This is a genomic window from Actinocrinis puniceicyclus, assembly GCF_018283645.1.
Classification (GTDB): domain Bacteria; phylum Actinomycetota; class Actinomycetes; order Streptomycetales; family Catenulisporaceae; genus Actinocrinis; species Actinocrinis puniceicyclus.
Window position 1 is genome coordinate 1 of record NZ_JAGSXH010000095.1, and the last position, 23,103, is coordinate 23,103.

Genomic DNA, 23,103 nt, shown 5'->3' on the forward strand with positions numbered 1-23,103 from the left:
CTCCAGCCCGATCCAGCCCGCCCCGATGATCACCAGCCGGGAGATCCGGCCGAGCAGTTCCCGCAGCCGCTCCGAGTCGTCCATCGTGCGCAGGTACACCACCTGCTGGGCGTTGCCGCCGAGCACCGGCAGGTGGCGCGGGGTGGCGCCGGTGGCGAGCAGCAGCTTGGCGTAGTCCAGACGTGTGGCGTCGGCAAGCCGCACCTGGTGCGCCGAGCGTTCGATCGCGGCGACGTGGCTGTCGAGCCGCAGTTCGACGTCGTGCTCGGCATACCAGGGCTCGGGGTGCACGAAAGCCTTCTCGCGCTCGCTCTTGCCGGTCAGGTAGTCCTTCGACAGCGGCGGGCGCTCGTACGGCCGGTGCGGCTCCTCGCCCACCAGCACGAGCGGGCCTTCGTAGCCCTTCGCGCGCAGCGCCTCGGCGGCCTTCGCGCCGCCCAGGCCCGCTCCGACGATGACGAATGGTTCGGACGCTGGCATCGGGATCTCCTCGCCGCCGCGACTGTCGCCTGTTGACGTCGAAGGCGCGGCGGACGTGCGTGACGCCCGCGGCACCCACGGTCACAGGTTACGTCAACTTCCGCCCGCGTAGCCGAGTGCGACATCACCCGAATCGGTGTCGATCGTGATCTGCCGGGGCGAGGAGTAGTCCTGCACCCCGGCCGCGATCTGCCGGTCGCCCGACTGGGTTCGGCCCGAAACGCGATAGGTCGTGCCCACCGGCACGGTGACGTCCACCGATCCGGAGGCGACCGAGGCGGTCACCGACTGCGGCGCGGCGGCTAAGTCCAGTTCGACGTCGCCGGAGAGCGTCTGCGCGTCGACTCGCTGCGAGGCGAGCCGGGTCCCGGTGACGGCCCCGGATGCGGCCCGCGCCCAGACGACGCCGCCGTTAAGGCTGCCGGTTAGGGCGGCCCTACGCGCCCGGGAGAAGCCGCGAAACCTGGGCGAGCGCCGCCGCGAAACCCCGCCGGTCGACCGCCCTTTCCAGGCGGACGCCGCTGGCGCCGCAATGATCCACGCTCACCGACGCGCCGCCCCGGGGCGCGGGCGGGTCCGGCGGCCGGCTCGCGTTCGCCGGCGGCGCGGTGAACCCGATGAGCAGCAAGGCGACCGCCACGGAGAATGTGGCCGATCCGCGCGAGTAGGACGAGGACATGGTTTCCTCCTCGATCACGGTGCCGCACCGCGACCGGCTCTCGGCGCGGTCGTGGCGCCGCGTGCGGCGAAGCCGCCGGACCGGAACGATCCGCCCCGGTCCCCGCCTCCGTTATCACCGTAGCCGCGCCGCGTCCGGCCGCCCGGCCGTACGGTGGCGTCTATCGGCCGATCGGGCGACAACCGGTGATGCGTGCGCCGGTGGGTATGAGTCCCGCCGAGGAGGCGAGATGCGGACGCATTGGGACACGGACGCGCAGGCCAACGCTTTCACCCGCGGCCTGTTCGACGGCCTGCCGGGCAAGTACGACCTGCTGGCGGAACTGCTTTCGTTCGGGCAGAACCGGCGCTGGCGGCACGCGATGGTGGACGCGGCGCTGCGCATCAGCCCCGGCGCGCGCCGCGTGCTCGACGTGGCCACCGGGACCGCCGGGGTGGCGCTGGCCTGGACCCGGCGCACACCGGCGGAAGTGGTCGGCGTCGACCTGACCGAGCAGATGCTGCGGGTCGGGCGCGAACGCGTCGCCCGCGCGAACGCGGACGGGCAGGTCAGGCTCGTCGCGGGCCGCGCCGAACGGCTGCCGTTCCCCGACGAGTCCTTCGACGCGCTCACGTTCACCTACCTGCTGCGTTACGTCACCGACCCGGCGGCGACCCTGCGGGAACTCGCCCGCGTGGTGCGGCCCGGCGGCGCCATCGCAAGCCTCGAATTCGCAGTTCCCGGGGACCCGCTGTGGCACGCGGCCTGGCACGGGTACACGCGCGCGGTGCTCCCGGCCGCGGGTCTCGTCACCGGCGGGCGGGAGTGGGCGCGGGTCGGGCGTTTCCTCGGTCCGTCCATCTCAGAGCACTACCGGCGGCATCCGGTCGAGCAGACCGTCGCGCAGTGGCGGGAAGCAGGGATCGAAGAAGTCGGCTCGCGCGCCATGAGTCTCGGCGGCGGCCTGATCATGTGGGGCCGCAAGTCCGGGGCCGCCGCGGCGCTGGAAGGCGAACGAGCGTGACCGGCACCGACTCGCTCTCCCCCGCCTTCTACGCGAGACACGGCGGCGCACGCTGGGACTGGTGGACGGTTCTGCATCCGCCGTACACCCTCTGGCATCTGTCGTATGTGGGGGTGGGTGCCGCCCTGGCGCCGCACGTCGACTGGTTGGTCCTCGGCGCGGCGGTGCTCGCGTTCGCGCTCGCGGTCGGTGTCGCCGCGCACGCGCTCGACGAGTGGAACGGGCGGCCGTTGGGCACCGGTATCAGCGGCCGGGCGCTGTGGACCGCGGCGGTCGTCTCGCTCGCGGCCGCGGCGGCGCTCGGTATCGCGGTACTGCCGCACACCGGGCTGGTGCTGATCCCGTTGGTCGTGGCCGGGATCGTGCTTGTGCTCGGCTACAACCTGGAGCTTTTCGGCGGCGTGCTGCACACCGACCTCGGCTTCGCCCTGGCCTGGGGGGCGTTTCCCGCGGCGGTCGGATACGTCTCGCAGGCCCCGCCGCTCAATTCGCCGAACACGCTCGCCGCGCTGCTCGCCGTGATCGCGGCCACTGCGCTATCCGCCGCGCAACGCCGGCTGAGTACCCCGGCTCGGATGCTGCGGCGGCGCACGGTCGGCGTCACCGGTGTCGTCGAATTCTCCGACGGATCGACCATGCCGCTGACCCGGGCCGCGCTGCTTCAGCCGCTGGACGGCGCGCTCAGGCTCCTGTCCTACGCGATGCCGGCCGTGGCCGGGGCCCTCCTGCTGGCCCGGCTCCCGCACTGGTAGGTCGCGCTGGCGGGTCACACCGGGTAGGTCGCGCCGGTTTCCCGCGCCGCGGGCCGCGGGCCGTGCGATCAGTCTTCTGTGACGGCCCCGACCAGCCCGGTCAACGATTCCCTTACCGCGGCGTCGATCGCCACGCCGCCGCGGCTGCCGGCGCCGCCGCCGAGTGCCTCGACCGCCCGCTTTCCCAGCTGCTCGATCCGCTCCTGCACCGCGTCGCGCGCACCGGTCTCAATCATCAGGCCGCGGATCTGCGGCACCGCGTCCCGCTCGCCCGCGTCGGTGAGCCGCCGCAGGTGCAGCCGTCCCGGTGGATCCAGCCTCTGATACGTCTCGGCGAGCAGCACCGTGCACTTGCCGTCGCGCAGATCGTCCCCGGAGGGCTTGCCGATAACCGCCGGGTCGGCGAAGGCTCCGAGCAGATCGTCGCGCAGCTGGAAGGCCAGCCCAAGCGCGAGACCGTATGCCTCGTACGCCGCCAGCAGGTCCGCGCTCGCGCCGGCCAGCGTCCCGCCGAACCGCAGCGGGCCGGTCGTCGTGCACGCCGCGGTCTTCGCGCGCGCGACCGTCAGCGCGTCGTCGAGGTCGAACCAGCCGCCGGCCTGCGCGGCGAGGTCAAGGTACTGGCCTCGGATCGTCTCGGCGCGCATCGCGTCGTAGACCGGGCGGCCGCGTTCCAGCGCGGCGGCGGCGAGCCCGCTCTCCCGCAGCAGCCGGTCGGCCCACACCAGGCACAGGTCCCCGGCGGCGATCGCGGCGCCGGCTCCAAACTGCACCGCGTCGCCGCGCCACGCGCCGTCCGCGTGACGTGCCGCGAACCAGCGGTGCACGGTCGCGCCGCCGCGCCGGGTCTCGGAGCGGTCCATCACGTCGTCGTGGATGAGCGCGCACGCGTGCAGCAACTCAAGGCAGGCGCTTGCCCGCACGATCTCGTCGTCCGCAGCGGCCCCGGTTCCCATCGAGCCGAGCACAGAAAGCACAGAGCGCAGCCGTTTGCCTCCGCGTGTGATCAGGTCGGCGATCTGCGAGACGAACTCCCGCTCGGCCAAGTCCCGGTGCCCGTCCCCGGCGCCGCCGCCCGGTGTCCCGACCTCGTCCAGCCGCGCGGCGAGGTACTCCCCCAGGACCCGGTCCACCCGCGAACGCAGCGGCTCCACTTCGCGCATGGTCCGACCTCCCGCTTCGCCGCCTCGCCCACTACGGCCTACCCGCACACCGCGGCCTCACCCAAGCATCACAGCCGGGCAGCGGAGACGCACCATGTGCACGGCGAACGGCCGGCACACGGTTCAACCGGTTACAGCAGTACTCAGGAAGGAAATTCGCCCGGCGCGAAGCCCGCCGGTGCGGCGGAGCGACGCCCTCGCCTACGCCAGCGGGGCGCGCACTCGTGACGCGCCCCGCCTCGTCCTATCTGCAGAACAGATATGCGCAGTACCCACTCATGATGATCATGGCTATCGCGGACACGCGGCGCTCGCTTTCTGTACGACGCAGAGCGGCGCTGTACGGCCGCCTCAGCTCAGGCGTCGCAGCCTACGACTCTCGTCCGAGGAGTCACAAATCCGGTACGCCGTAACGGCGTACTGAAAGCGCCACAGCCGACGAGCGTGCCTGATCAGCCCTACGCTCCTAGGCGCCGGAGACAACGGCGCCGATAACGCCGCAACGTTTTGCGCGACTCACCTTACCCGCTACGTTGAAATGAGCCGGGATCCTCGAGCGCTGCGACGTTCGGGACGCTGGGACGCTGGGGGGCTCAGTGGTCGAGTTCGAGACCAACGAAATCAGCGGGCACGTCGCGGGCAACGTCGTACAAGCCGGCGCTGTGCACGGAGGAATTCACATCCATCGCGCCGCGACCCCTCCCACGCTGCCGATTCCACGCCAGTTGCCCGGTCCCCCACCGTTCCTTATCGGCCGCGAACGCGAACTCGACCGGCTCGACAACTGGTCGCGTCAGGACCACAGCGGGCCGGTCGTTCTCACCGGGCCCGCCGGTGCAGGCAAAGCAGCGCTCTGCCTCACCTGGCTGTACCGCGACGCCGCCGGCTATCCGGACGGCGCTTTGTACGCCGACCTGCGGGCAATCGGCGATCCGGTGCAGCCTCTGGCAGTACTGCGCGGCTTCCTCGCCGCACTCGGGCTGCCCGCGGACAGCATCCCGCCGGACCTGGCTGGCAGCGCGGCGCTCTTCCGTTCGGCCTCAGCCGGCCGGCGGATGGCCGTGATGCTGCACGGCGCCACCTCCGCCGCTCAAGTGCGGCCGCTGATCCCAGGCGGCGCCACGTGCCGGACCGTGATCACGAGCACGTGGCAGCTCGCCGGCCTTCGCTCGGACGGCGCGCGTTGGCTCACGGTCGGGCCACTGGAGACGCACGCGGCCGTCCTGCTCCTGCAACGCGTCGCCGGGCTCGGCCTTCCCGCCCACGAACCGGACGGCAACTCCCACGCGGACGCGGACACGGACTCGGATCGGTCGGAGCTGGTCGCGGCATTTGAAGTAGCGCGTTTGTGCGGCGGGCTGCCGCTCGCCGTCTGCCTCGTCGGTCATCGAGTGGCCTACAACCCGTACGAACGGCTCAGCCGCGTGGCCGAAGAACTGAAGGACGAGACCCGGCGGCTTGACCGGCTTACCGAAGAGGGAGAAGGAGTGCGCGCAGTCATCGACTCCTGTTACCGCGGACTTTCACCCGAAGCGGCGCGCCTGTACCGGATACTCGGCGGCCTGCCGCTCGCCCGGCTCTGCACCATCGCGGCCTGCGCCGCGGCCGACCTGCCGGAAGTCGAAGTCAGAGACCTACTGAGGACACTGACCCAGGCCAATCTGCTCCAACAGCACGGCGAGGACACGTATCAGTTCCATGAGCTGATCCGCCTTCATGCGCGCGAGCGGTCGCGGGCCATGCCCGGAGAGGAACGCGAGGAGTCGATCATCCGCGTGGAGAACTGGTACCTGTCTACGGCCGTCGCGGCGGCGACCGCGGTCCGGCCATACCGCCGCGACCGGCCCGCCGAGGTCACCGGCCTGGCAGCGCCACCACTGGCCTTTCCCGCCCAGCACACCGCGCTCGACTGGCTGGATGCCGAGGCCACGCAGTTGCTCGGCCTCGCACGCCACGCCGCCGACCGGCAGCGGCCACGGATCGCGCTGCGGATCGCGGGGCAGATGTGGTCGCTGTTCGCGCACCGCAAGTATTACTGCGTGTGGCAGGAGTTCGACCTGCTCGGCCTGCGCTGCGCCCGCGAACTGGGCGACCGCGGCACCGAAGCCCGCATGCTGAGGCGACTCGGCCTCCTGGCCTGCGACCTCGGCCGGTACGACGAGGCGGCCGACCACCTGCGCGCGGCCGCCTCGCTCTACGAACAGCTCGGCGACAGGCACCGGCGGGCCACCGCAGTCAACAGCCTGGGCGTCGTAGCCCTGCGACGAGGCGATCCGGAGGACGCCATCCAGCTGCTGGAACACGCGCTGGCAGTGCACCTTGACCTCGGCGACGCGCGCCAGAGCGCCCTGGTACGCATCGACCTCGGCGACGCCCTCATCGAGACCGGGCGCTGCGCCGAAGCGCTCTGTCGGCTCGCTGAGGCGGAAGAGGGCCTGCGCGGTTCGCCCGACCTGTCCAGCACCGCGCATCTGCGTATGCTGACAGGCCGGGCGCTGGGCCGGCTGGGCTCGCAGCCCGCTCGCGCGCGGACCGAACTCGACGCGGCGGGCGAGTGCATGCGGGAGCTTCGCTCGATCGCGGGAGAGGCCGAAGCGCTCGGTTACGAGGGCGAACTGGCCGAACGTGAGGGCAGGAGCGAAGAGGCGGCGAGTTCGTACCGCCGGGCCGCCGCGCTGCTCGGCCAGCTCGGCACACCGAGCAGCGCATGGCTTCACCGTCGCATCAGTTCCCTGTCACAGCTGGCGGCCCGTTGTGTGGCCGAGCAGAGCCTGGATGGGCCGGACCCGGCGCCGCGCCCCGATCCCACCGGCCCGCCGTGATCCTCACCCGATGCCGCGTCAGCAGCCCGCCGAGTTCCGCCGAGCTCAACTGCGCCTCCACCGGAGAGCGGTCACCGATCTTCCAGCCCGCGTAGACCACCGCCTGCGCCAGCGCCTGCACCGGGTTGCCCCCGGCCAGCCAGCCGTGCAGGAACGAGGCGAACAACGCGTCTCCCGCGCCCGTGGTGTTCACGACGCCGCGCGGCGCCACGGCCGCGGCCCGCAGTAGCGCGCCGTCGCGGGTACCGACGACGCAGCCGCGCGGGCCGCAGCCCACAGCGACGATCGAACAGCCCGGGTACCGGGAGAAGACCCGGCGGATCCACTCGGCCGGGGGGCACGGGAGCGCCTCGTGGCTGCAGAACAGCACATCCGCCACCTGGAGCCACGGGCGGTCGTACGGGTCTTCGAGATCGCCGATGAGATGCACATCGACGGCGACGGGCACCCTGAGCCGCGCAGCGATCGGGAGCAGTTCACGCGCGAAGACCGTGTTCGTCACGACCGCGAGGTCGGCGCCGGCCACCGTGTCGGCGAAGGTCGGCGCGGGATACGTGACCGCGTCCACGGCGGCGAGACAGGGGCGCCCCGCCCGCCGGCCGGACTCGTCGACCAGCACCACGCCGAGCGACGAGCCGGGGCCGGTGACCACGCCCGGTCCGTCCAGCCCGTGACGGCACAGTTCGCGCCGGATCGCCGCGCCCGCCGAGTCGTCGCCGACGACGGTGCACAGGTCGACCTCCTCGTCGAGGGCTCGCAGAACGCGGGCCACATGCGCGCCCACGCCCCCGACACCGACGTGCGTCCACGCGGGGCGGCAGGTCGGTTCGTAGGGCACGGGGAACCGCTCGACCGGCACAGTGATGTAGAGGCTTGATACGCCGACCACGACGACCCGGCTCATCGGGCGCCTCCGATCCGGGAGCACGCCGAGTCCGACGACGCGGATCCGTAGCGGATGAGTGTCGGCAGCGGGGCCGGCTCGGCGGCCGAAGCGACCGCGGGCTCGTCCAGTCCCAGGTGGCGGTAGAGCAGCCGGCGCATGTTCGGGGCGAACCGGCCCGGCTTCGAGGTGATCCGGCCCGCGACCCGCGCGTAGTCGTCGCGGCGGAAGTCCGGCCCGAGCCGCTCCAACTGCGCCGCGAACGGCCTTCGGGACGACAGGCGCGGGGCGAAAGCGGCCAGTTCCCCCAGCGGCGAACCGCGGTCGACGTCGGCGGACAGCTGTCCCGCGAAGGCGACCGGCGCGCCCGCGGCGGTCGCGTAGAGACTCACCGAGCCGTGGTCACCGATCACGACGTCGGACGCCGCCAGCACCGCGCGCCAGTCCGCCTCGGGCGGCACGAGCCCGAGCCCCTCGCGCAGCGCGCCGGTCAACCAGGCGGTGATCTGCCACCGCCCGTGCCCGAACCAGGCGTTCGGATGCGCGAGCACGATCACCTGGTACTCGTCCGGCGGCAGTTGCGCCACGAGGCGACCGGGCAGATCCGGCACCCGGCCGAGCAGCGAGGACGGTCCCCAGGTACTCGCGACCGTGACCAGGCGACGGCCCGGCCCGACGCCGAGGGCGTCTCGGTAGGCGTAGCGGCGCGGCCGGCTCACTTCGATACGGTCATAGCAGGGATCGCCGACGACCACCGCGCAGGACAGCGCCTGCGGGCAGCCGAGGGCGAGCCGGGCGCGCTCCTCCTCGTGCGCCAGCACCAGAGCCGAGGGAATCAGGGCGCCGTCACGCACCAGCCACTGCGCCCCGAGACCGTACACCTCGCGCTGGGCGACCACGCGTCCGCGCTGCCCGGCCGACACCCGCTTGTTGAAGCCCGCGCCGTGCGGCAACAGCACGACCGGCGCGTGCAGTTCGTGGATCCCTTCGTGCCCGGCCGCGACCGCCAGGCCGAAGTCGAAGTCGACCGCCTGACGCCACGGCACCACGAGTGCGCCGATGCCCGCCAGGAACTCGCCGACCCCGTTGTCGAAGACCCCTCCCACCGGGCTGGTGAAGACCACCTGCACCCGGAAGTCGGCCTCGAAGAGCCGTGCCACCTCCAGCAGCCGCTGGCCGCTGGTGACCGTGTCCACGACGATCAATACCGTGACGCACTGCGTGCGGGTGCTCCACCGCGCCGCATCCGGACCGATGGGCACCTTGCGCCACTCGGCCATCGAGACGATGCTCATGTCCAACGCCCCCAAAGCGAATCCGTCCCCTGACTGACCGCCGGCTTCGCGCATGACTGCCGAGACCGGCGCCGTTCATCAGGCTGATGCCACCGGATGCTGATACGCGACGTGCATTTCGCTTGACGGTTTGCTTGCAGGCGGCCGCGCACGCATGGGCGCGCGTGGCATATGGGGCGCATATGGACGATTCCGCGCGCCCTGGCAGCGGACCGCGGACCGGCCGGAGAATGAGAATTCTGATACATACCTGAGACTCCGGCCGCCCGACGAATGGGGATGCTGTTGGAGTTGCGCATTCTCGGCCCGGTCGACCTCTGGGTCGCCGATACGCGCTGGGAGCTCGGCGGCCCGAAGGAGCGCTGCGCGGTCGCGGCGTTGGTGCTGGCCGCGGGTCAGACCCTGTCCGCCGACGCGCTCGCCGAGCGCATCTGGGGCGAGCAGCCGCCCGCGCACGCGCGCGCCACGCTGCAGTCGTACATCTCCAGGTTGCGCAGGCGTCTGAAGGACGCCGGCGTCGACGGCACCGTGCTGTTGACCACGTCGGCTCACGGATATCGGCTCGTCGTGCCCGGGGCGTGCGTCGACGTGTCACGTTTCGACGAACTCATGCGCCATGCCGAAACGGCCGCGCTCAGCGATGCCCGGCGGGCCGAGGCGCTGCTGAGCAAGGCGATCGATCTCTTCCGCGGCGAACCGCTGGCCGGCATACCCGGGGACTGGGCCCAGGCGGCGCGCGCGAGCCTGCTGGAGCGGCGGCGCGCCGCGGTGCTCAAGCGGATCGAGGTCGCACTGCGGCTCGGTCGGCACGGCCAACTGATCGGCGAGCTGACCGAGCTCGTCGCGCGCGGACCGGCGGACCAGGCGGCGGTCGGCTACCTGATCACCGCGCTCTACCGGGCCGGACGGCAGACCGAGGCGCTGAACGTGTACCGGCGCACCCGCGAGCGGTTGCGCGCGCTCGGGCTCGAACCGCGTCGCGAGCTTCGGGAACTGCACGAGCGGGTGCTGCGCAGCGATCCCTCGCTCACCGCACAGCCGGCACACGGCGAGACACGGCGGACCGAACCGGCCAACGCGCTCGAACGCGATCCTGCGCATTTCACCGGGCGTGCAGCGGAACTGGCCGGGCTGCTGGCCGCGATCGAAGACGATCTGGCCGGCGGCTTCACCTCGGTGTGCGTCGTCGACGGCATGCCGGGCTCCGGGAAGAGCACACTGTGCCTGCGCGCGGCCCACCTGCTGCGCGATCGGTTCCCCGGCGGGGCGCTCCAACTCAACCTGCGCGGGCACGACCCTTATCAGCAGCCGATGGAACCGGGTGAAGCGCTGCTCGCCCTTCTCGGGCTGATCGATGCCGAGAACGCGCGGTTGCAGCGACTCGACTCGCTCGACGCGTGCACGAAGCTGTGGCGCAGTCGCACCGCCGAACAACCGCTGCTGCTGCTACTCGACAACGCCCGCGACGCCGGCCAGGTCCTGCCCTTACTGCCTGCCGCGCGCGGAAGCGCCGTACTCATCACGACGCGGACGCGGCTGCCGGAACTGGCCGACGCGCATGTGCGGTCGCTCGGCCCGATGCCCGCGGCCGACGCGGGCGAACTGTTCGCCCGGCTGGCCGGACCGGAGCGAGTCGACGAACCCGGACGGCTGCGCGAGATCACCGCGCTGTGCGGGCAACTGCCGCTCTCCGTCGTGGTGGCCGCGGGCCACCTCCGCTCCCGACCCGCATGGCGTTTGACGGATCTCGCGCAGCGGCTCACCTACACGCGGGCGCAGCACGATGAAGACGACCACCTCTCCCGGCCGGTCCGCGCCTCCTTCGACGCGTCGTACCAGGCGCTCAACGAGACAGAGAGGCGGCTGTTTCGCCGAGTCGGTCTGCACCCCGGCGCCCAAATCGGCCTGCGCGCGGCCGCCGCGCTCGGCGGGATGGCCATCGCTGAAGCAGACCTGGTGCTCGACGCGCTGGTAAATCACAACCTCGTGGAAGAGCCCGCGCGGCACCGTTACCGCATGCACGATCTGCTCCGTGACTTCGCGGTACGGCGAGTGCACCGCGACGATGATCCGGCCGTGCGTGCAGAGTCCCGCCGCAGAATGGTGTCCTACTATCTGACGACCGCCGTGCGTGCCGCGCTCACTCTCGAGCCGAACGATCGCAGACTCACTTTGCCGGACGAAAGCGCCCCGCCCGACTGCCCGCCCGTTTCCACCGCGGCCGAGGCACAGGATTGGTTCGAGCTCGAATTCACCAACCTGGTCGCCTGCGCCAAACACGCGCTGGACCGCAAGTCCTACCGCGTCGCCGGGCAGCTCGCGCACTCCATGGCCCAGTTCCTCGACCGGCGCGGCCGCTGGAACGAGGCGGTCGAGGTGCACGAGAACGCGCTGCGAGCCTGGCTCGCGCTGGGCGACTCCCTCGGCCAGGCCGGCGCGCTGGTCGATCTGGCCGCCGCGAACTGGGGCTCAGGGCGCCTTGACCAGGCGCAGATGTGTGCCGAGACCGCGCTGGGCATTTACCGGGATCGCGGCGACCGGGCGGGGCAGGCCGACGCCCTGCTGCAACTGGGCCGCGTCCACTGGCGAGCCCGCCGCCCTCAAGCCGCAGACCAGTGCCTGCGGGAGTGCGCAACGCTGCGGTCAACTCTCGGCGACCGGGCGGGCCTGGGCGTGGCGACCTATCACCTGGGCATTGTGACCCTTGAGTTCGGCGTGCCGGGCGAGAGCCTGGAGCACTTCGAGACCGCGTTGCGCACCGCGCGCGAAAGCGGCGACCTGGCCAGCGAGCGCAACTGCCTGAACAATCTCGGCGAGGCATACCAGCGCATGGGCAGGTACCCGGAGGCGTTGCGGCACTACGAGGCGGCGCTCGAACTGACCGTCCAGATCGGCAGCCCACACCGTCTCGCGATCATCGCGCACAATCTCGGCGCATTGCACAATCACACCGCCGACCACGTGGCCGCGCTGGAATCCTTCCGGGATGCGCTCGCGACCTTCCATCAGCTCGACGACACTCGCAGCGAGATCGAGACGCTGATCGGCATGGCGGAGGCCGACCGAGCGCTGGGACGGGAGCCGGAAGCCTTCGAACTGCTGCGGCGAAGCCTGCGGCTGCTCGAACGCGTCGAGGACCCGCTGGCTCATGCGAATGTATACCAGGCTCTTGGTTCGGCGTACGAACAACGCGGCGAGCGCTCCGAGGCGCTCACCGCGTATCGCAGTGCTCTGGCGCACAGCAGGCGGGCCGCGGCACCTGCCGACCAGGCCCGGGCGCACCGGCGGATCGGCGACGTACTCGCGGTCACCCGAGGGCGGGCCGCGGCGCGAGAGCATTGGCGCAAGGCGCTGAGCCTCTTCGAGGAGCTGAGGTTGCCGGACGCCGACGAGGTGCGTGCCCTGCTGACTGACGGTCAGCAGCCCTGAGCAGGGTCGCAGAGACGGGGCGGCCCCCGGCATCACGGGGGGGATGCGATGCCGGGGGCCCTTCCGGCGGGAACGAATCCACACGCCGGGTGATGGATCAGACGGGGTGGGGTGTCTGATCATGAGTAGTGTGCCAGCTCGGCCCGGTGTGCGGAAGGGTTCCTTCGTCTAGCGCAGGCAAAATCAGTACCAGGGTTTTCTCTGGTCCCCGGGGTATGGCGGCTTCATTCCGCTGAGGGCGCGTCACGCTGGGGAAGCAGGGCACGAACCGCATCAATGGTGTCGGCTTCCTCGGGGCCCTTGTCCGGGCGGTATCGCAGCACGCGGGCGAAGCGCAGCGCGACACCGCCGGGATAACGGGGGCTGACCTGCACGCCGTCGAGTTCGATCTCGACGACGAGTTCCGGGCGCAGGTACATCGCCGCGTCGGTGCGCCGCACCGCCAGCTTCGGGAACCGCGCGGTCTGCCAGGCCAGCAGCTCGTCGGTCAGGCCCTTGAACGTCTTACCGACCATCACCGGCGCGCCGCCGTCCGGGTCGCGCGCGCCGAGGTGCAGATTGGACAGGTACCCGGTACGGCGGCCGTGCCCCCACTCCGCGGCCAGCACCACCAGGTCGAGGGTGTGCGACGGCTTGACCTTCTGCCAGGAGCGGCCGCGGCGACCGGCCGCGTACGGCGCGTCCAGAGCCTTGACCATGACCCCCTCGTGCCCCGCCGAGAGCGACGCGGCCAGCAGGTCCAGCGCCTCATCGGCCGCCGGCCGGTGCACGCCCGGAATGATGTAAGGCCCTGCGACACGCCGCAGGGCGCTGTGACGCTGCGCCAGCGGCGCGTCGAGCAGGTCGACGCCGTCCAGGTGCAGGCAGTCGAAGAAGTACGGGTGCAGCAGCAGGTCACGCTCCGAGGCGGCACCGAAGCGGCTCATCGTCTCCTGGAAGGGGCGCGGGCGGCCCTCGTCGGTCAGCGCGAGCGTCTCGCCGTCGAGCACGACCGTCTCGCAGGGCAGCGAGCGCGTGAGATCCACCAGTTCGGGCACGCTCGCGGTGATGTCGCGCAGGGTTCTGGTAAAGACGCTGACCTGATCTCCGTCGCGGTGCACCTGGATGCGGGCCCCGTCGAGCTTGTACTCGACACTGGCCTGCCCGAGTTCGGCGAGGGCGGCCGGCAGGGACTCGGCCGACGAGGCGAGCATCGGGCGGATCGGCCTGCCCACGCGCAGGCCGACCGCGGCCAGCGCCTGCGCGCCGCCGCACACTGCGGCGGCCGCGGTGTCCGGCAGCGAGCCGGACAGCATGAAGGCCCGGCGGACCTGCTCACCGGGTGCCTGCGCGGCCCGGGCGACGGCATCGAGCATGACGCCCTCAAGGGCGCCCTGACGCAGCTCGCCGGTCAGCAGGCGCAGCAGGAAGCCCTGCTCCTCGGCGGTCGCGGCGCCCAGCAATGCGCCGAGCAGTTCCGCACGGCGGCCGCGCGACCCGGACCCGGACGTACCCGCCAGACTCTGCAGCGCCGCGTCCACGCCGGCGGCGGTCAGGCTCGGGGCCTCGGCCGGCGGCACGTCGAGCCGGATCAGCGTGCGCCAGCCGGTACCGAGGCGGCCCTGCAAGGGCACGCCCACGAGGTACGCGGCCACGACGCGCACCGCGGCCGCTCCCTCCGGCTCCGCGGCGGCGGCACGCAACAGCCCGGCGAGCGCCTCGACCTTGGCCAGGCGCGACCGTGTCGCCGCCATGGCTGCGGAGACCTGGACGAGCTCGGCGAACAGCATGCCTCCATGGTGGCGCGCGGCACCGACACTCGGCACGACGCGCCGCGGCGCGCACTGGACACTGCGCCTACAGCGCACTGGACACCGTGCCCGCGGCGCGCCGAAGGTCAGGACGCGTCGGGCAGCGGCGCACCGAGCCGGTCGAGGGCGTCACCGGTGAGCCGAAACGTGGTCCACTCGTCCTGGGGCAGCGCGCCGAGCGACTTGTAGAAGCCGATCGAGGGCGCATTCCAGTCCACCACCGACCATTCGACCCGCCCGTAGCCGCGCTCGACCGCGATCTGCGCCAACCTGGTGAGCAGCGCCCGGCCGTGTCCCGCGCCGCGGGCGTGCGGCTTGACGTACAGGTCTTCGAGGTAGATCCCGTGCCGGCCGAGCCAGGTGGAGAAGTTCAGGAACCACAACGCGAAGCCGACCGGCTCGCCGGTTTCCTCGTCCTGCGCGATGAGCGCGGACACGGCGGGTGCCTCACCGAACAGCGCCGCGCTCAGCAGCGGCTCGGTAGCGGCGACCTCATGCCGGGCGCGCTCGTATTCGGCCAGGTCACGCACCATCGCCAGGATCGCCGGTACGTCGTCCGGAGCAGCGGGTCTGATCATCGCACCAGGGTAACCGGGCTCGGCGTGGCCGGACGCAGCGCGGGCGCCGCGACAGCCACCGCCAACACCAGCAGCACCGGGACCGCGAGGGCCACGGGTAGACCAACCACGTCGGCCACGCCGCCGATGACGATCGGGCCGGCGATGAAGCCGATGAAGCCGATGCTGGCGACGCGAGCGATGGCCTCACCCGCACGCGCGGGGTCCCGCGTGCCGGCCGTCGAAAACACCTGCGGCACGATGCACGAGAGGCCCGCGCCAAGGCAGCCGAAGCCGACTACCCCCGCGATCGGCGCGTTGACGAGCAGCCCGGCGGCGAGGCCGGCCGAAGCGAGCACGCCGCAGGCGCGCACCAGGCGTACCGGGCCGTACCGGGCGGTCAGCCGGTCGCCGATCAGCCGCCCGGCGGTCATGGCGACCGCGAAGGCCGCGTACGCGCTGGCGGCGAAGCCGGCACTGGTGTGCAGGTTGTCGTGTAGATAGACCGCGCTCCAGTCCGCCGCGGCGCCTTCGCCGACCAGGCAGCAGAACGCGAGGACCCCGAGGAAGAGCACCGCCGGGGAGGGGGCGAGAAAAGCGCGCAGCCGCCCGAATACCGAGAGCCGGTCCGCGGTCGCGGGCGCTGCTGCGGTCGCGGGCGCTGCTGCGGTCGCGGGCGCGTTCCCGACGCCGGCAGGGGGCCGCGCCGGGGACAGGCGCCCGGACCGTGCCGCCGGGGTGGGCCGGGGTGCGGGCCCCGCGGCCGGCGGGGTGAACGCCGAGCGCCAAGACCAACCGACCCCGAGCGTGACCAGGCCGGTGACTGTGGCGAAGGTGACGGCCGGGCCCAGTCCGGCGCGCGCGTACAGGCCACCGAGTGCGGCACCGACGAATCCACCGATGCTGTACACCGCGTGGAAGGACGAAATGATCGGCCGGCCCCACGCGCTCTGCACCTCGACCGCGTTGGCGTTCATCGCCACATTCAGCGTGCCGTGTACCGCACCGAAACCGAACAACGCCAGCATGAGCGTCGGCAGGTTCGGCGCGAACGCGGGACCGAGCAGCACCGCCGCGTCGACGAGCGCGGCCGGCAACATGACCCGCCGGCTGCCGTAGCGATCCACGAGCCGCCCCACCGCCTGCATTCCGACGATCGCTCCGGCCGCGAAGGCGAGCAGCGCCAGGCTCAACTGCCCGTCGCCGACCCCGAGCCGCTGCTTGACGGCCGGGATCCGCGAAGTCCAGGAACCGAGGATGACGCCGTAGAGCAGGAACAGCAGCGAGACCGAGACGCGGCCGCGGACCAGGGCCGGTGCGCGCGCTTCGGGTGCTCGCGGCCCGGCCGCTGTTTCACCTGCATCCGCTGTGTCCGCTGTGTCCGCTGCTTCTGCTGGTTTCGCGTGGCCGCTGCCGATCGCCGCGCGCGGTGTGACATCGGCTCCGCTCATTACGTCACGGTAGCGCGCGGCGATCGGCAGCGGTTCAGCGGCTGGTCATAGGTGCTCGCACCTTAGGCCGCTTACGAGGTCGAACAGGCGGCTCCGTTGAGGGTGAAGGCCGTCGGGCTCGCATCACTGCTCGTCCACGTGCCCTGCCAGCCGACTGTGACGTTTCCTCCGGGACTGATAGTCGAGTCGTACGAGACGTTCGTCGCGGAGACCGCCGTCCCGCTCTGCGTCACCGTCGCACTCCAGGCGTTGGTCACCTTCTGGTCGCCGGGATAGTTGAATTTGAGCGTCCAGCCGTTGATCGCCGACGTACCCGTGTTGGAGATGGTCACGTTCGCGACGAATCCTCCGGGCCACTCGCTCGACTTCACGTACGAGACGTTGCAGGTCGCGCCGCCGGCGCTGGCCGAGGCCGACGGCGAAGACGACGGGGAAGACGACGGCGAGGAGGAGGGGGACGCGGACGGCGAGGCGGACGGGGACGCCGACGGCGAGGCCGACGGGCTGGTGCTCGGGCTCGCCGAGGGGCTGCCGCTGACGCCGCTACCCGAGATCACGTAGGTGACCAGGGAACGCGCCGGGATGCTGGCGCTGAACGTGCCGCCGCCGACGGTGATCGCGGACTGCGCGGCGGCGTTGTTCGAGGAGTTGGTGAGCACCGGGGTGGCCGTTCCCGTGGTGATCCCGGTGTTCTGCAGCGAGTAGGACACCGAGTCGGCGCTGTTCGCGGTGTTGAGCACGACTACCGCCACGGTGCCGTCGGTGTTCTTGTACGCGGACAGGGTCAGGCCGCTGTCCGAGGTGGTGGCCCCGATCCGGGTCGCGCCCGGGTGGATGTAGCGGCTGTAGTTGGCGAAGGCCCACAGCCGGCCGGTCGGGATGACCGACGAGCCGTTGATCTCCAGCAGACCCTCGTTGTCACCGTTCTCGGACGGGGTCGTGCTGCCCCACCAGTACAGGAAGGCGCTCAGGTTCGCGGAGGTCAGGCCGGTGTTGATGTGCTGCGCCCAGGTGAGGCCGGAGGCGTCGCTGCCGTCGTCCCAAGCGGAGTTGAAGCCGTCGAAGGTGGACCACTCGGTCTGCCAGGCGGGCTTGCTCCAGCCGGGCAGCGCAGAGGTCGGCGCCGCGGTGTAGCCGTGGCTGGTGAAAACCTTGGTGTACGAGTTCGCGGTCGCGTCGCCCGAGATCGCGGAGGCGTACTGCGCCGCGTAGTCCCAGCCCTCGGTGGCGCAGCACTCGAGCTGCGCGGACAGGCCGGAGTTCGCCAGGGTCGGACCGAGCGTGTCGATCAGCTGCGCGGTCTGCGACGGGCTCAACTGCATGCTGTCGTAGCTCGTCGAGAGGTTGGCCTCGTTCTCCGGGCCGAGGTAGGTCAGCGGGATTCCCGCGGCCGCGTAGTCCTTGGCGTACTGGACCAGGTAGTTCGAGTAGGCCTGCACCCAGTTGCCGCTGCTGCACGTGGCACCGTTGAGACCGCACACGGCTCCGCCGTTGCTGGTGGAGTTGTTGGTCTTCATGAACGACGGGGCGCTCCAGGCGTCGGCGAAGACGTTGTCGACGCCGTAGAGGCTCTTGATCTGCTGGGCGAACCACAGCTGGCCCTGGTCCTGGTTGATCGAGGCCAGCGACACGTAGGTCGGGGCGGCGGTGGGGCTGCCCGGCGAGTTCGGCTCGATCGTGGCGCCGGAGTCGGCGCTGATCTCGTTGCGCAGCATGGTCAGGCCCGCGCCGCTCGTGGGGCTGTAGAGCAGGCTGAGCACCTGCTGCTGGACCGAGGCGGAGGCGCTCATGACCGTCGAGGCTTCACCGAAGGCCTCGGAGGCACCGAATCCGGTGATGTTCTGATAGGTCGTCGATCCGTTGATCGTCACGGCTCCGGCGGCGTAGGCCGGATGCGACTGCGACACGGCGACGGCCAGGCCGCCGGCGACGAGCAGTACGGCGAGCGGTGCGCGCACCGCGGTCCAGCGGCGAGCCGTGGGCGGAAGGACCCTTTCAGGGGTTGGCACGGCGCAGTTCCCTTCTGCGAGGACCGGCCGGCCGGAGGCCCGGCCAGCCACGCAGAAGGTACGAACGACATCCCGGCCGCTCAACGATGGCGCATTACCCTGACGCGTCCGGGCAGCACGGCCGTGAAGCTTTCACGGCGGTCCGCCGGCGGCGCCGAGTAAGAGCCCGTAATCGATTCAGGACCCGAACTTCCACAGCACGCCACCGTGGCCGGCGGCCGAGTGCACAGTGAGGGCTGCGAACACCACGAGATCGGCGACGCCGAGGGCGACGGCGAGCACCGCGCGGGCGCGCCGGGGGTTGGGCCCGCGCAGGGCGGCCAGGCCGAGGCCGATCGCCACCGGCCCGAGCACCAGATTGCCCACGAGCAGGCCGACCAGGCCGCAGACGAAGGCGACCACTGACTTGCCGCCGTTCTCCCGGGCGGCCGCGCGGTCGGGCAGGTGCAGCGCGTCAGCCATGGCGCGCCGCCTTGCGGGCCGGCAGCGTGCGGGCCGGCAGCGTGCGGGCCAGCAGCGTGCGGGCGGCGAACAGCAGCAGCCAACCGCCGATGAGCACACCGAACGCGACCGCGGTCTTGGCGGTGAGCAGCGAGAGGGCGCCGGTGGCGAGGGCGAAGACGACCAGAGCGGCCATCAGGAGAATCATGGCTCTACCTTCCGGGCCGCGGCCCGCGGCCGGTAGCGGATAAAACCGAAACAGTCGTTCACTCAAATTCAGGATACGCTGAGCCGGTCCGGAGAACAGTCGTTTACCGAGTGAGTTGGACCACAGATGCGCGATGCGCCCGGCGAGGTGACCGGCGACCCGGCGGACACCGCCGGCAGCGGCGGCGGGGTGCGCCAGGCCCGCAAGCTGCGCACCCGCCAGGCCCTTCTCGCCGCTGCGCTGCGGCTGCTGGAGCGCCAGAGCCTGAGCAGTCTCGGCCTGCGCGAGGTCGCCCGGGAGACGGGCATCGCCCCGGCGGCGTTCTACCGGCACTTTCCCGACATCACGGCCCTGGGCGTGGCGCTGGTGGAGGAGTCCTTCGGCAGTCTGCGCGCGATGGTGCGCGAGATCCGCGTCCAGGACGGCGACGTGGACGGCATGATCGCGCGCTCGGTGGACCTGATAGCCCATCACGTGCACGAGCACCCGGCGCACTTCCGTTTCCTGGCCCGGGAGCGGCACGGCGGCGTCGAGGCGGTACGCACCGCGATCCGCGCCGAACTGGACGGCTTCGTGCGCGACTTGGTGGTGGACCTGTCCCGGCAGCCGGCGTCGGCGGGCTGGCCGACCGGCGAGGTGCGGATCCTGGCGGAGCTTTACGTTAATCTCACCATCCTCACGGCGACCGCGATCCTCGACGCGGCGGCCGGCGCGCACCGGGACGAGCAGGCCATCCTGGAGGCGGCGCGGATGCAGTTGCGGTTGATCGCGCTGGGCAGGCGGCACTGGCGCGACGGCGACTGATCCGGTTAAGTACATGATCCGGTTAAGTACACAGAGTGAGCGCCGTGAGCAGCACCCGGGCGACGCCGGAGCACCGCCGGACCACCGCCGCGGTTGTGAAGATCGCGGCGCGGGCCTCCCGGCCCGGCGCACCTTTCACCCGGAGCCGCTGGTAGCGCGCCTGGGCGCGGCGCACGTTTGACAGGTCTGGTCCGTACCGCGATCCTGATCCCGTGAGAGCGCTCTCAAGGGCTGCGCTCATCCAATTTCGGCCGCACCCGCGTCACCGGGTCCGGCCGGTGGAAGAATACGGTCAGTGGTCGGCCCACGACAGCGTGCTTTCGGTTGAGCGCGACGACGAGGGGCGTCGGGTGCGGTGCGGGGTGTTCCCGGCTGCGGTCGGGCCACCGGAAGAGGGGATTCCCCAATGACAGTCACCGCGGGAGCCACCCGAGTCGTCGGGACGGAGGGAGCCACGGCGACCGCGGTCGCCCCGCGCCGCTTCCCCGTCGGCTTCCACTGGGGGGCGGCCTCGTCCGCCTACCAGATCGAGGGGGCCTGGAACGAGGACGGCCGCGGGCCGTCGATCTGGGACACCTTCGCCCGGACGCCCGGCAGGGTCCGCAACGGCGACACCGGCGACGTGGCGATCGACCACTACCACCGCTATCGCGAGGACGTGCGGATCATGGCCGACCTCGGCCTGACCGCCTACCGCTTCTCCACCGCCTGGCCGCGCATCCAGCCCACCGGCAGCGGCCCGGTCAACGGCGCCGGCCTTGACTTCTACGAACGGCTCGTCGACGAGCTGCTTTCCGCGGGCATCACCCCGTTCCTGACGCTCTATCACTGGGACCTGCCGCAGGCCCTGGAGGACGAGGGCGGCTGGACCAACCGCGAGACCGCGCTGCGCTTCGGAGATTACGCCGCGCACGTCGCGCGCCGACTGGGCGACCGGGTGGAGTTCTGGACCACGCTCAACGAGCCGTGGTGCTCGGCCTATCTGGGCTACAGCAGCGGTAAGCACGCCCCGGGCCGCGTCGACCAGGCCGCCGCGCTGGCCGCGGTCCACCACCTCAACCTCGCCCACGGCCTCGGCGCGCAGGCGGTGCGCTCGGTCGTCGGCGACGCGGCGCAGCTGTCGGTCACGCTGAACCTGTGCGCGGTACGCGCCGCCAGCCAGAGCCCGGAGGACCTCGACGCGCTGCGGCGTATCGACGGGGTCGCCAACCGGCTGTTCCTCGACCCGATGTTGCGCGGCAGCTACCCGGCGGACGTGCTTGCCGACACCGCGCACCTGACCGACTGGTCGTTCATCCGCGAAGGCGACCCGGCGACGATCAACGCCCGGCTCGACGCGCTCGGCATCAACTACTACACGCCGCTGACCGTCGCGGCCCCGGACGGCAGCGGCCACGTGGAGGCGGTGACCGACCACCCGGGCTGCGGAGACCTGAGCTTCCCGGACGTGGACCTGCCGCGCACGATCATGGACTGGCCGATCGACGCCACCGGGCTGCACGAACTGCTCATGCGGGTGCACCGGGACTATGACGGCATCCCGATGGTCATCACCGAGAACGGCATGGCGAACGACGACTACATCGGGCCGACCGGCGAGGTGCACGACCCGGAGCGGATCCAGTACGTCTCCGACCACCTCGACGCGGCGGCGCGCGCGATCGCGGACGGCGTGGACCTGCGCGGCTATTTCCAGTGGTCGCTGCACGACAACTTCGAGTGGGCGTACGGGTACGGAAAGCGGTTCGGGATCGTGTACGTGGACTACCCGACGCAGAAGCGCACCCTGAAGGCATCAGCGCACTGGTACCGCGACCAGATCGCGCAGGAGCGCGGCCTGGCCTAGCAGGGGCCCAGGCCGCTGCGGTAACCACCCGGCACAGTACGAGAGCGTCCCGCCGAAACCTGAGGGCTTCGGCGGGACGCTGTGTCTCTGCGAGGTTCGCCGCGTACTGCGGATCGCGGCATGTGTCTGCTGGACGCCGCGTATCGGCGGCGGCCGACTCAGCCGGCCGGATACGTGGTGCCCGACGGCCAGTCGGTGCCGATGACGACCGTGACTTGCGTATACGTGGTCGACAACGCGAGGTTCGCACTCGGTATGCCGAGCGCGTTCGCGACGGCCGCGGCGGAGTCCGCGCGGGTCGAGGGGTAGAAGACCTTCGTGGTCGCGGTCTTGGCGACGTTGCCGCCGACGGTTGCGAGCGTGAACCCGCCGTTGACCAGCGCGGTCTTGATGCCGGAGGCGCGCTGGTTCACCGCGCTGCCGTTGAACACGGCGACGTGCACCCGGGCCTTGTCCACGGCCGCCGCACCGGTGGTCGTCGGTGCGGAGCCGGTAGCGGACGCAGAGGCGGTACCGTTGCCCGCGGCGTTCGCCCCGCCGGCGGAAGCGGTAGCGGACGCGCCCGCGGACGCGCCCGGGTCGAGCACGGCCTGAGACGCGGTCGGATCCGCTGCGGCGCCGCCCGAGGAGCCACCGGACGGACGGGTCGCGAAGTACCCGATGAGCGCGAGGACGACGACGCCGACCGCGCCGCCGACGATCAATTTCCGGTTGCCGCCGCCGTTGCCGGACGGGCTACCGGCGCGGCGGCCGTGCGCGGACCTGCCGCGCCCGGAGTCCTGGTCGAGTTCTTCCTCGCGGTCGGCGCGACTGTCCGCGGCGCGGGCCGCGCGGCCGGCCTCAAGCCGGGACAGGCGCGGCGGCGCGGCGGCATCGGCGGGACCGGGGCGCGTTGGGCGCGCACCGGGCTGCGGCGGGCGGGCGGCGAAAGGCGGGAACACGGGCGGCCCATCGGCGCGCGAGTCGTCGGGGCGACTGCTGCCAGGGTACTGACCCGGCCGGGAACCCTCGGGCCGGGGCGCGCCCTCGCGCGACGCGTCAGGCCGCGGCGGCGCGCCACCGTAGCGGCCGGCGGGGAACTGGCCGGTGCCGAAGCGGTCCGGGCCCTGACCTGCGCCGGTACCGAAGCTGCCGGTCCCGAACTGCCCACTGTCGAACTGGCCCGTCGCGTGCTGACCGGTGTCGAACTGCCCAGTGTCGAAGCGCCCTGCGTCGAAGGAGCCGGAACCCGGTCCGGCCGCGGAGCGCCCTGGATCGGGCCGGCCGATCGGGTGCTGCCCCGAGTCCGTGCGGCCCGCGGGGCCGCGGCGGGTCGGGTCGGAGATGCGTGGCAGGTCAGCACCGGTGGGCAGGTCGCCGAAGTCCGGCTGAGCCGGCCGGGATGCCTCGTGGCTGTCCGGCGCTCCACCGTGCCGCGCCGGCCGGGTCGGCAGCGGTGGCCCGTCTGACCGGGCGGCGGCCTGAGCCTGCGCGGATGGCGCAGGCGGAGGC

General features: G+C 71.8%; 19 protein-coding genes. 6 read left to right on the forward strand and 13 right to left on the reverse strand.

The features are described from left to right. From KGA66_RS21600 to KGA66_RS21610, 3 genes are all read right to left on the reverse strand, one after another. Nucleotides 1-480 (reverse strand): FAD-dependent oxidoreductase (locus KGA66_RS21600; protein WP_211470014.1); only part of this gene is annotated, 480 nt, incomplete at its 3' end. A gap of 93 nt (nt 481-573) precedes the next feature. After that, nucleotides 574-1,017: a DUF4097 family beta strand repeat-containing protein gene (locus KGA66_RS31795; protein ID WP_211470032.1), complete on the reverse strand. Its 444-nt coding sequence runs from the start codon at nt 1,015-1,017 to the stop codon at nt 574-576. After that, nucleotides 917-1,159, reverse strand: coding sequence for a hypothetical protein (locus KGA66_RS21610; protein ID WP_211470015.1), 243 nt, complete (start codon nt 1,157-1,159; stop codon nt 917-919). The genes KGA66_RS31795 and KGA66_RS21610 overlap by 101 nt, the downstream gene beginning before the upstream one ends. Before the next feature lie 229 nt (nt 1,160-1,388). Here KGA66_RS21610 and KGA66_RS21615 point away from each other — a divergent pair, with 229 nt between their 5' ends. Together KGA66_RS21615 and KGA66_RS21620 are read left to right on the forward strand one after the other, a co-directional pair. Beyond that, complete coding sequence (locus KGA66_RS21615; RefSeq protein ID WP_211470016.1) at nt 1,389-2,162, forward strand: class I SAM-dependent methyltransferase; 774 nt, start codon at nt 1,389-1,391, stop codon at nt 2,160-2,162. Further along, complete coding sequence (locus tag KGA66_RS21620; RefSeq protein WP_211470017.1) at nt 2,159-2,914, forward strand: hypothetical protein; 756 nt, start codon at nt 2,159-2,161, stop codon at nt 2,912-2,914. Before KGA66_RS21615 ends, KGA66_RS21620 begins: the two co-directional genes overlap by 4 nt. A 68-nt stretch (nt 2,915-2,982) precedes the next feature. Here KGA66_RS21620 and KGA66_RS21625 read toward each other — a convergent pair whose 3' ends face one another. Further along, the gene (locus tag KGA66_RS21625) at nt 2,983-4,077 is read right to left on the reverse strand and encodes a polyprenyl synthetase family protein (RefSeq protein ID WP_211470018.1); all 1,095 of its coding nucleotides are present in this window, start codon (nt 4,075-4,077) and stop codon (nt 2,983-2,985) included. A 596-nt stretch (nt 4,078-4,673) separates the two neighbouring features. Here KGA66_RS21625 and KGA66_RS31800 point away from each other — a divergent pair. Further along, a complete protein-coding gene (locus KGA66_RS31800; RefSeq protein WP_211470019.1) occupies nt 4,674-6,899 on the forward strand; it encodes a tetratricopeptide repeat protein in 2,226 nt (741 codons plus the stop codon). Here KGA66_RS31800 and KGA66_RS21635 read toward each other — a convergent pair. Next, on the reverse strand, nt 6,802-7,803 hold the full coding sequence (locus tag KGA66_RS21635) for a carbohydrate kinase family protein (protein WP_211470020.1): 1,002 nt from the start codon (nt 7,801-7,803) through the stop codon (nt 6,802-6,804). The genes KGA66_RS31800 and KGA66_RS21635 overlap by 98 nt on opposite strands. Beyond that, nucleotides 7,800-9,077: a hypothetical protein gene (locus KGA66_RS21640; RefSeq protein ID WP_211470021.1), complete on the reverse strand. Its 1,278-nt coding sequence runs from the start codon at nt 9,075-9,077 to the stop codon at nt 7,800-7,802. The genes KGA66_RS21635 and KGA66_RS21640 overlap by 4 nt, the downstream gene beginning before the upstream one ends. Before the next feature lie 285 nt (nt 9,078-9,362). Between KGA66_RS21640 and KGA66_RS21645 the strand changes: the two genes are divergently transcribed. Further along, nucleotides 9,363-12,506 carry an AfsR/SARP family transcriptional regulator gene (locus KGA66_RS21645; RefSeq protein ID WP_211470022.1) on the forward strand — a complete coding sequence of 1,048 codons (3,144 nt, stop codon included), beginning with the start codon at nt 9,363-9,365 and terminating at the stop codon, nt 12,504-12,506. Between the two features lie 224 nt (nt 12,507-12,730). On the opposite strand, the gene KGA66_RS21650 is transcribed toward KGA66_RS21645, so the two are convergent. The 6 genes from KGA66_RS21650 to KGA66_RS21675 form a co-directional block, all read right to left on the reverse strand. Next, on the reverse strand, nt 12,731-14,275 hold the full coding sequence (locus KGA66_RS21650) for an ATP-dependent DNA ligase (protein WP_211470023.1): 1,545 nt from the start codon (nt 14,273-14,275) through the stop codon (nt 12,731-12,733). A 107-nt stretch (nt 14,276-14,382) separates the two neighbouring features. Continuing rightward, on the reverse strand, nt 14,383-14,874 hold the full coding sequence (locus KGA66_RS21655) for a GNAT family N-acetyltransferase (RefSeq protein ID WP_211470024.1): 492 nt from the start codon (nt 14,872-14,874) through the stop codon (nt 14,383-14,385). Beyond that, nucleotides 14,871-16,304: an MFS transporter gene (locus KGA66_RS21660; RefSeq protein ID WP_211470025.1), complete on the reverse strand. Its 1,434-nt coding sequence runs from the start codon at nt 16,302-16,304 to the stop codon at nt 14,871-14,873. Before KGA66_RS21660 ends, KGA66_RS21655 begins: the two co-directional genes overlap by 4 nt. 71 nt (nt 16,305-16,375) lie before the next feature. Then, entirely contained in the window at nt 16,376-18,313 is a 1,938-nt protein-coding gene (locus tag KGA66_RS21665; protein WP_211470026.1) for a cellulose binding domain-containing protein, read from the reverse strand. 177 nt (nt 18,314-18,490) lie between these two features. Beyond that, nucleotides 18,491-18,775: a hypothetical protein gene (locus KGA66_RS21670; protein WP_211470027.1), complete on the reverse strand. Its 285-nt coding sequence runs from the start codon at nt 18,773-18,775 to the stop codon at nt 18,491-18,493. Beyond that, on the reverse strand, nt 18,768-18,950 hold the full coding sequence (locus KGA66_RS21675) for a hypothetical protein (RefSeq protein WP_211470028.1): 183 nt from the start codon (nt 18,948-18,950) through the stop codon (nt 18,768-18,770). Before KGA66_RS21675 ends, KGA66_RS21670 begins: the two co-directional genes overlap by 8 nt. Before the next feature lie 138 nt (nt 18,951-19,088). Between KGA66_RS21675 and KGA66_RS21680 the strand changes: the two genes are divergently transcribed. Continuing rightward, nucleotides 19,089-19,766, forward strand: a complete 678-nt coding sequence (locus KGA66_RS21680; RefSeq protein WP_211470029.1) for a TetR family transcriptional regulator — start codon at nt 19,089-19,091, stop codon at nt 19,764-19,766. A 406-nt stretch (nt 19,767-20,172) separates the two neighbouring features. Further along, a complete protein-coding gene (locus tag KGA66_RS21685) occupies nt 20,173-21,612 on the forward strand; it encodes a GH1 family beta-glucosidase (protein ID WP_211470030.1) in 1,440 nt (479 codons plus the stop codon). A 158-nt stretch (nt 21,613-21,770) separates the two neighbouring features. Here the strand turns inward: KGA66_RS21685 and KGA66_RS21690 are convergent. Then, the coding region (locus KGA66_RS21690) for a LytR C-terminal domain-containing protein (RefSeq protein WP_211470031.1) at nt 21,771-23,103 on the reverse strand (1,333 nt) is incomplete at its 5' end.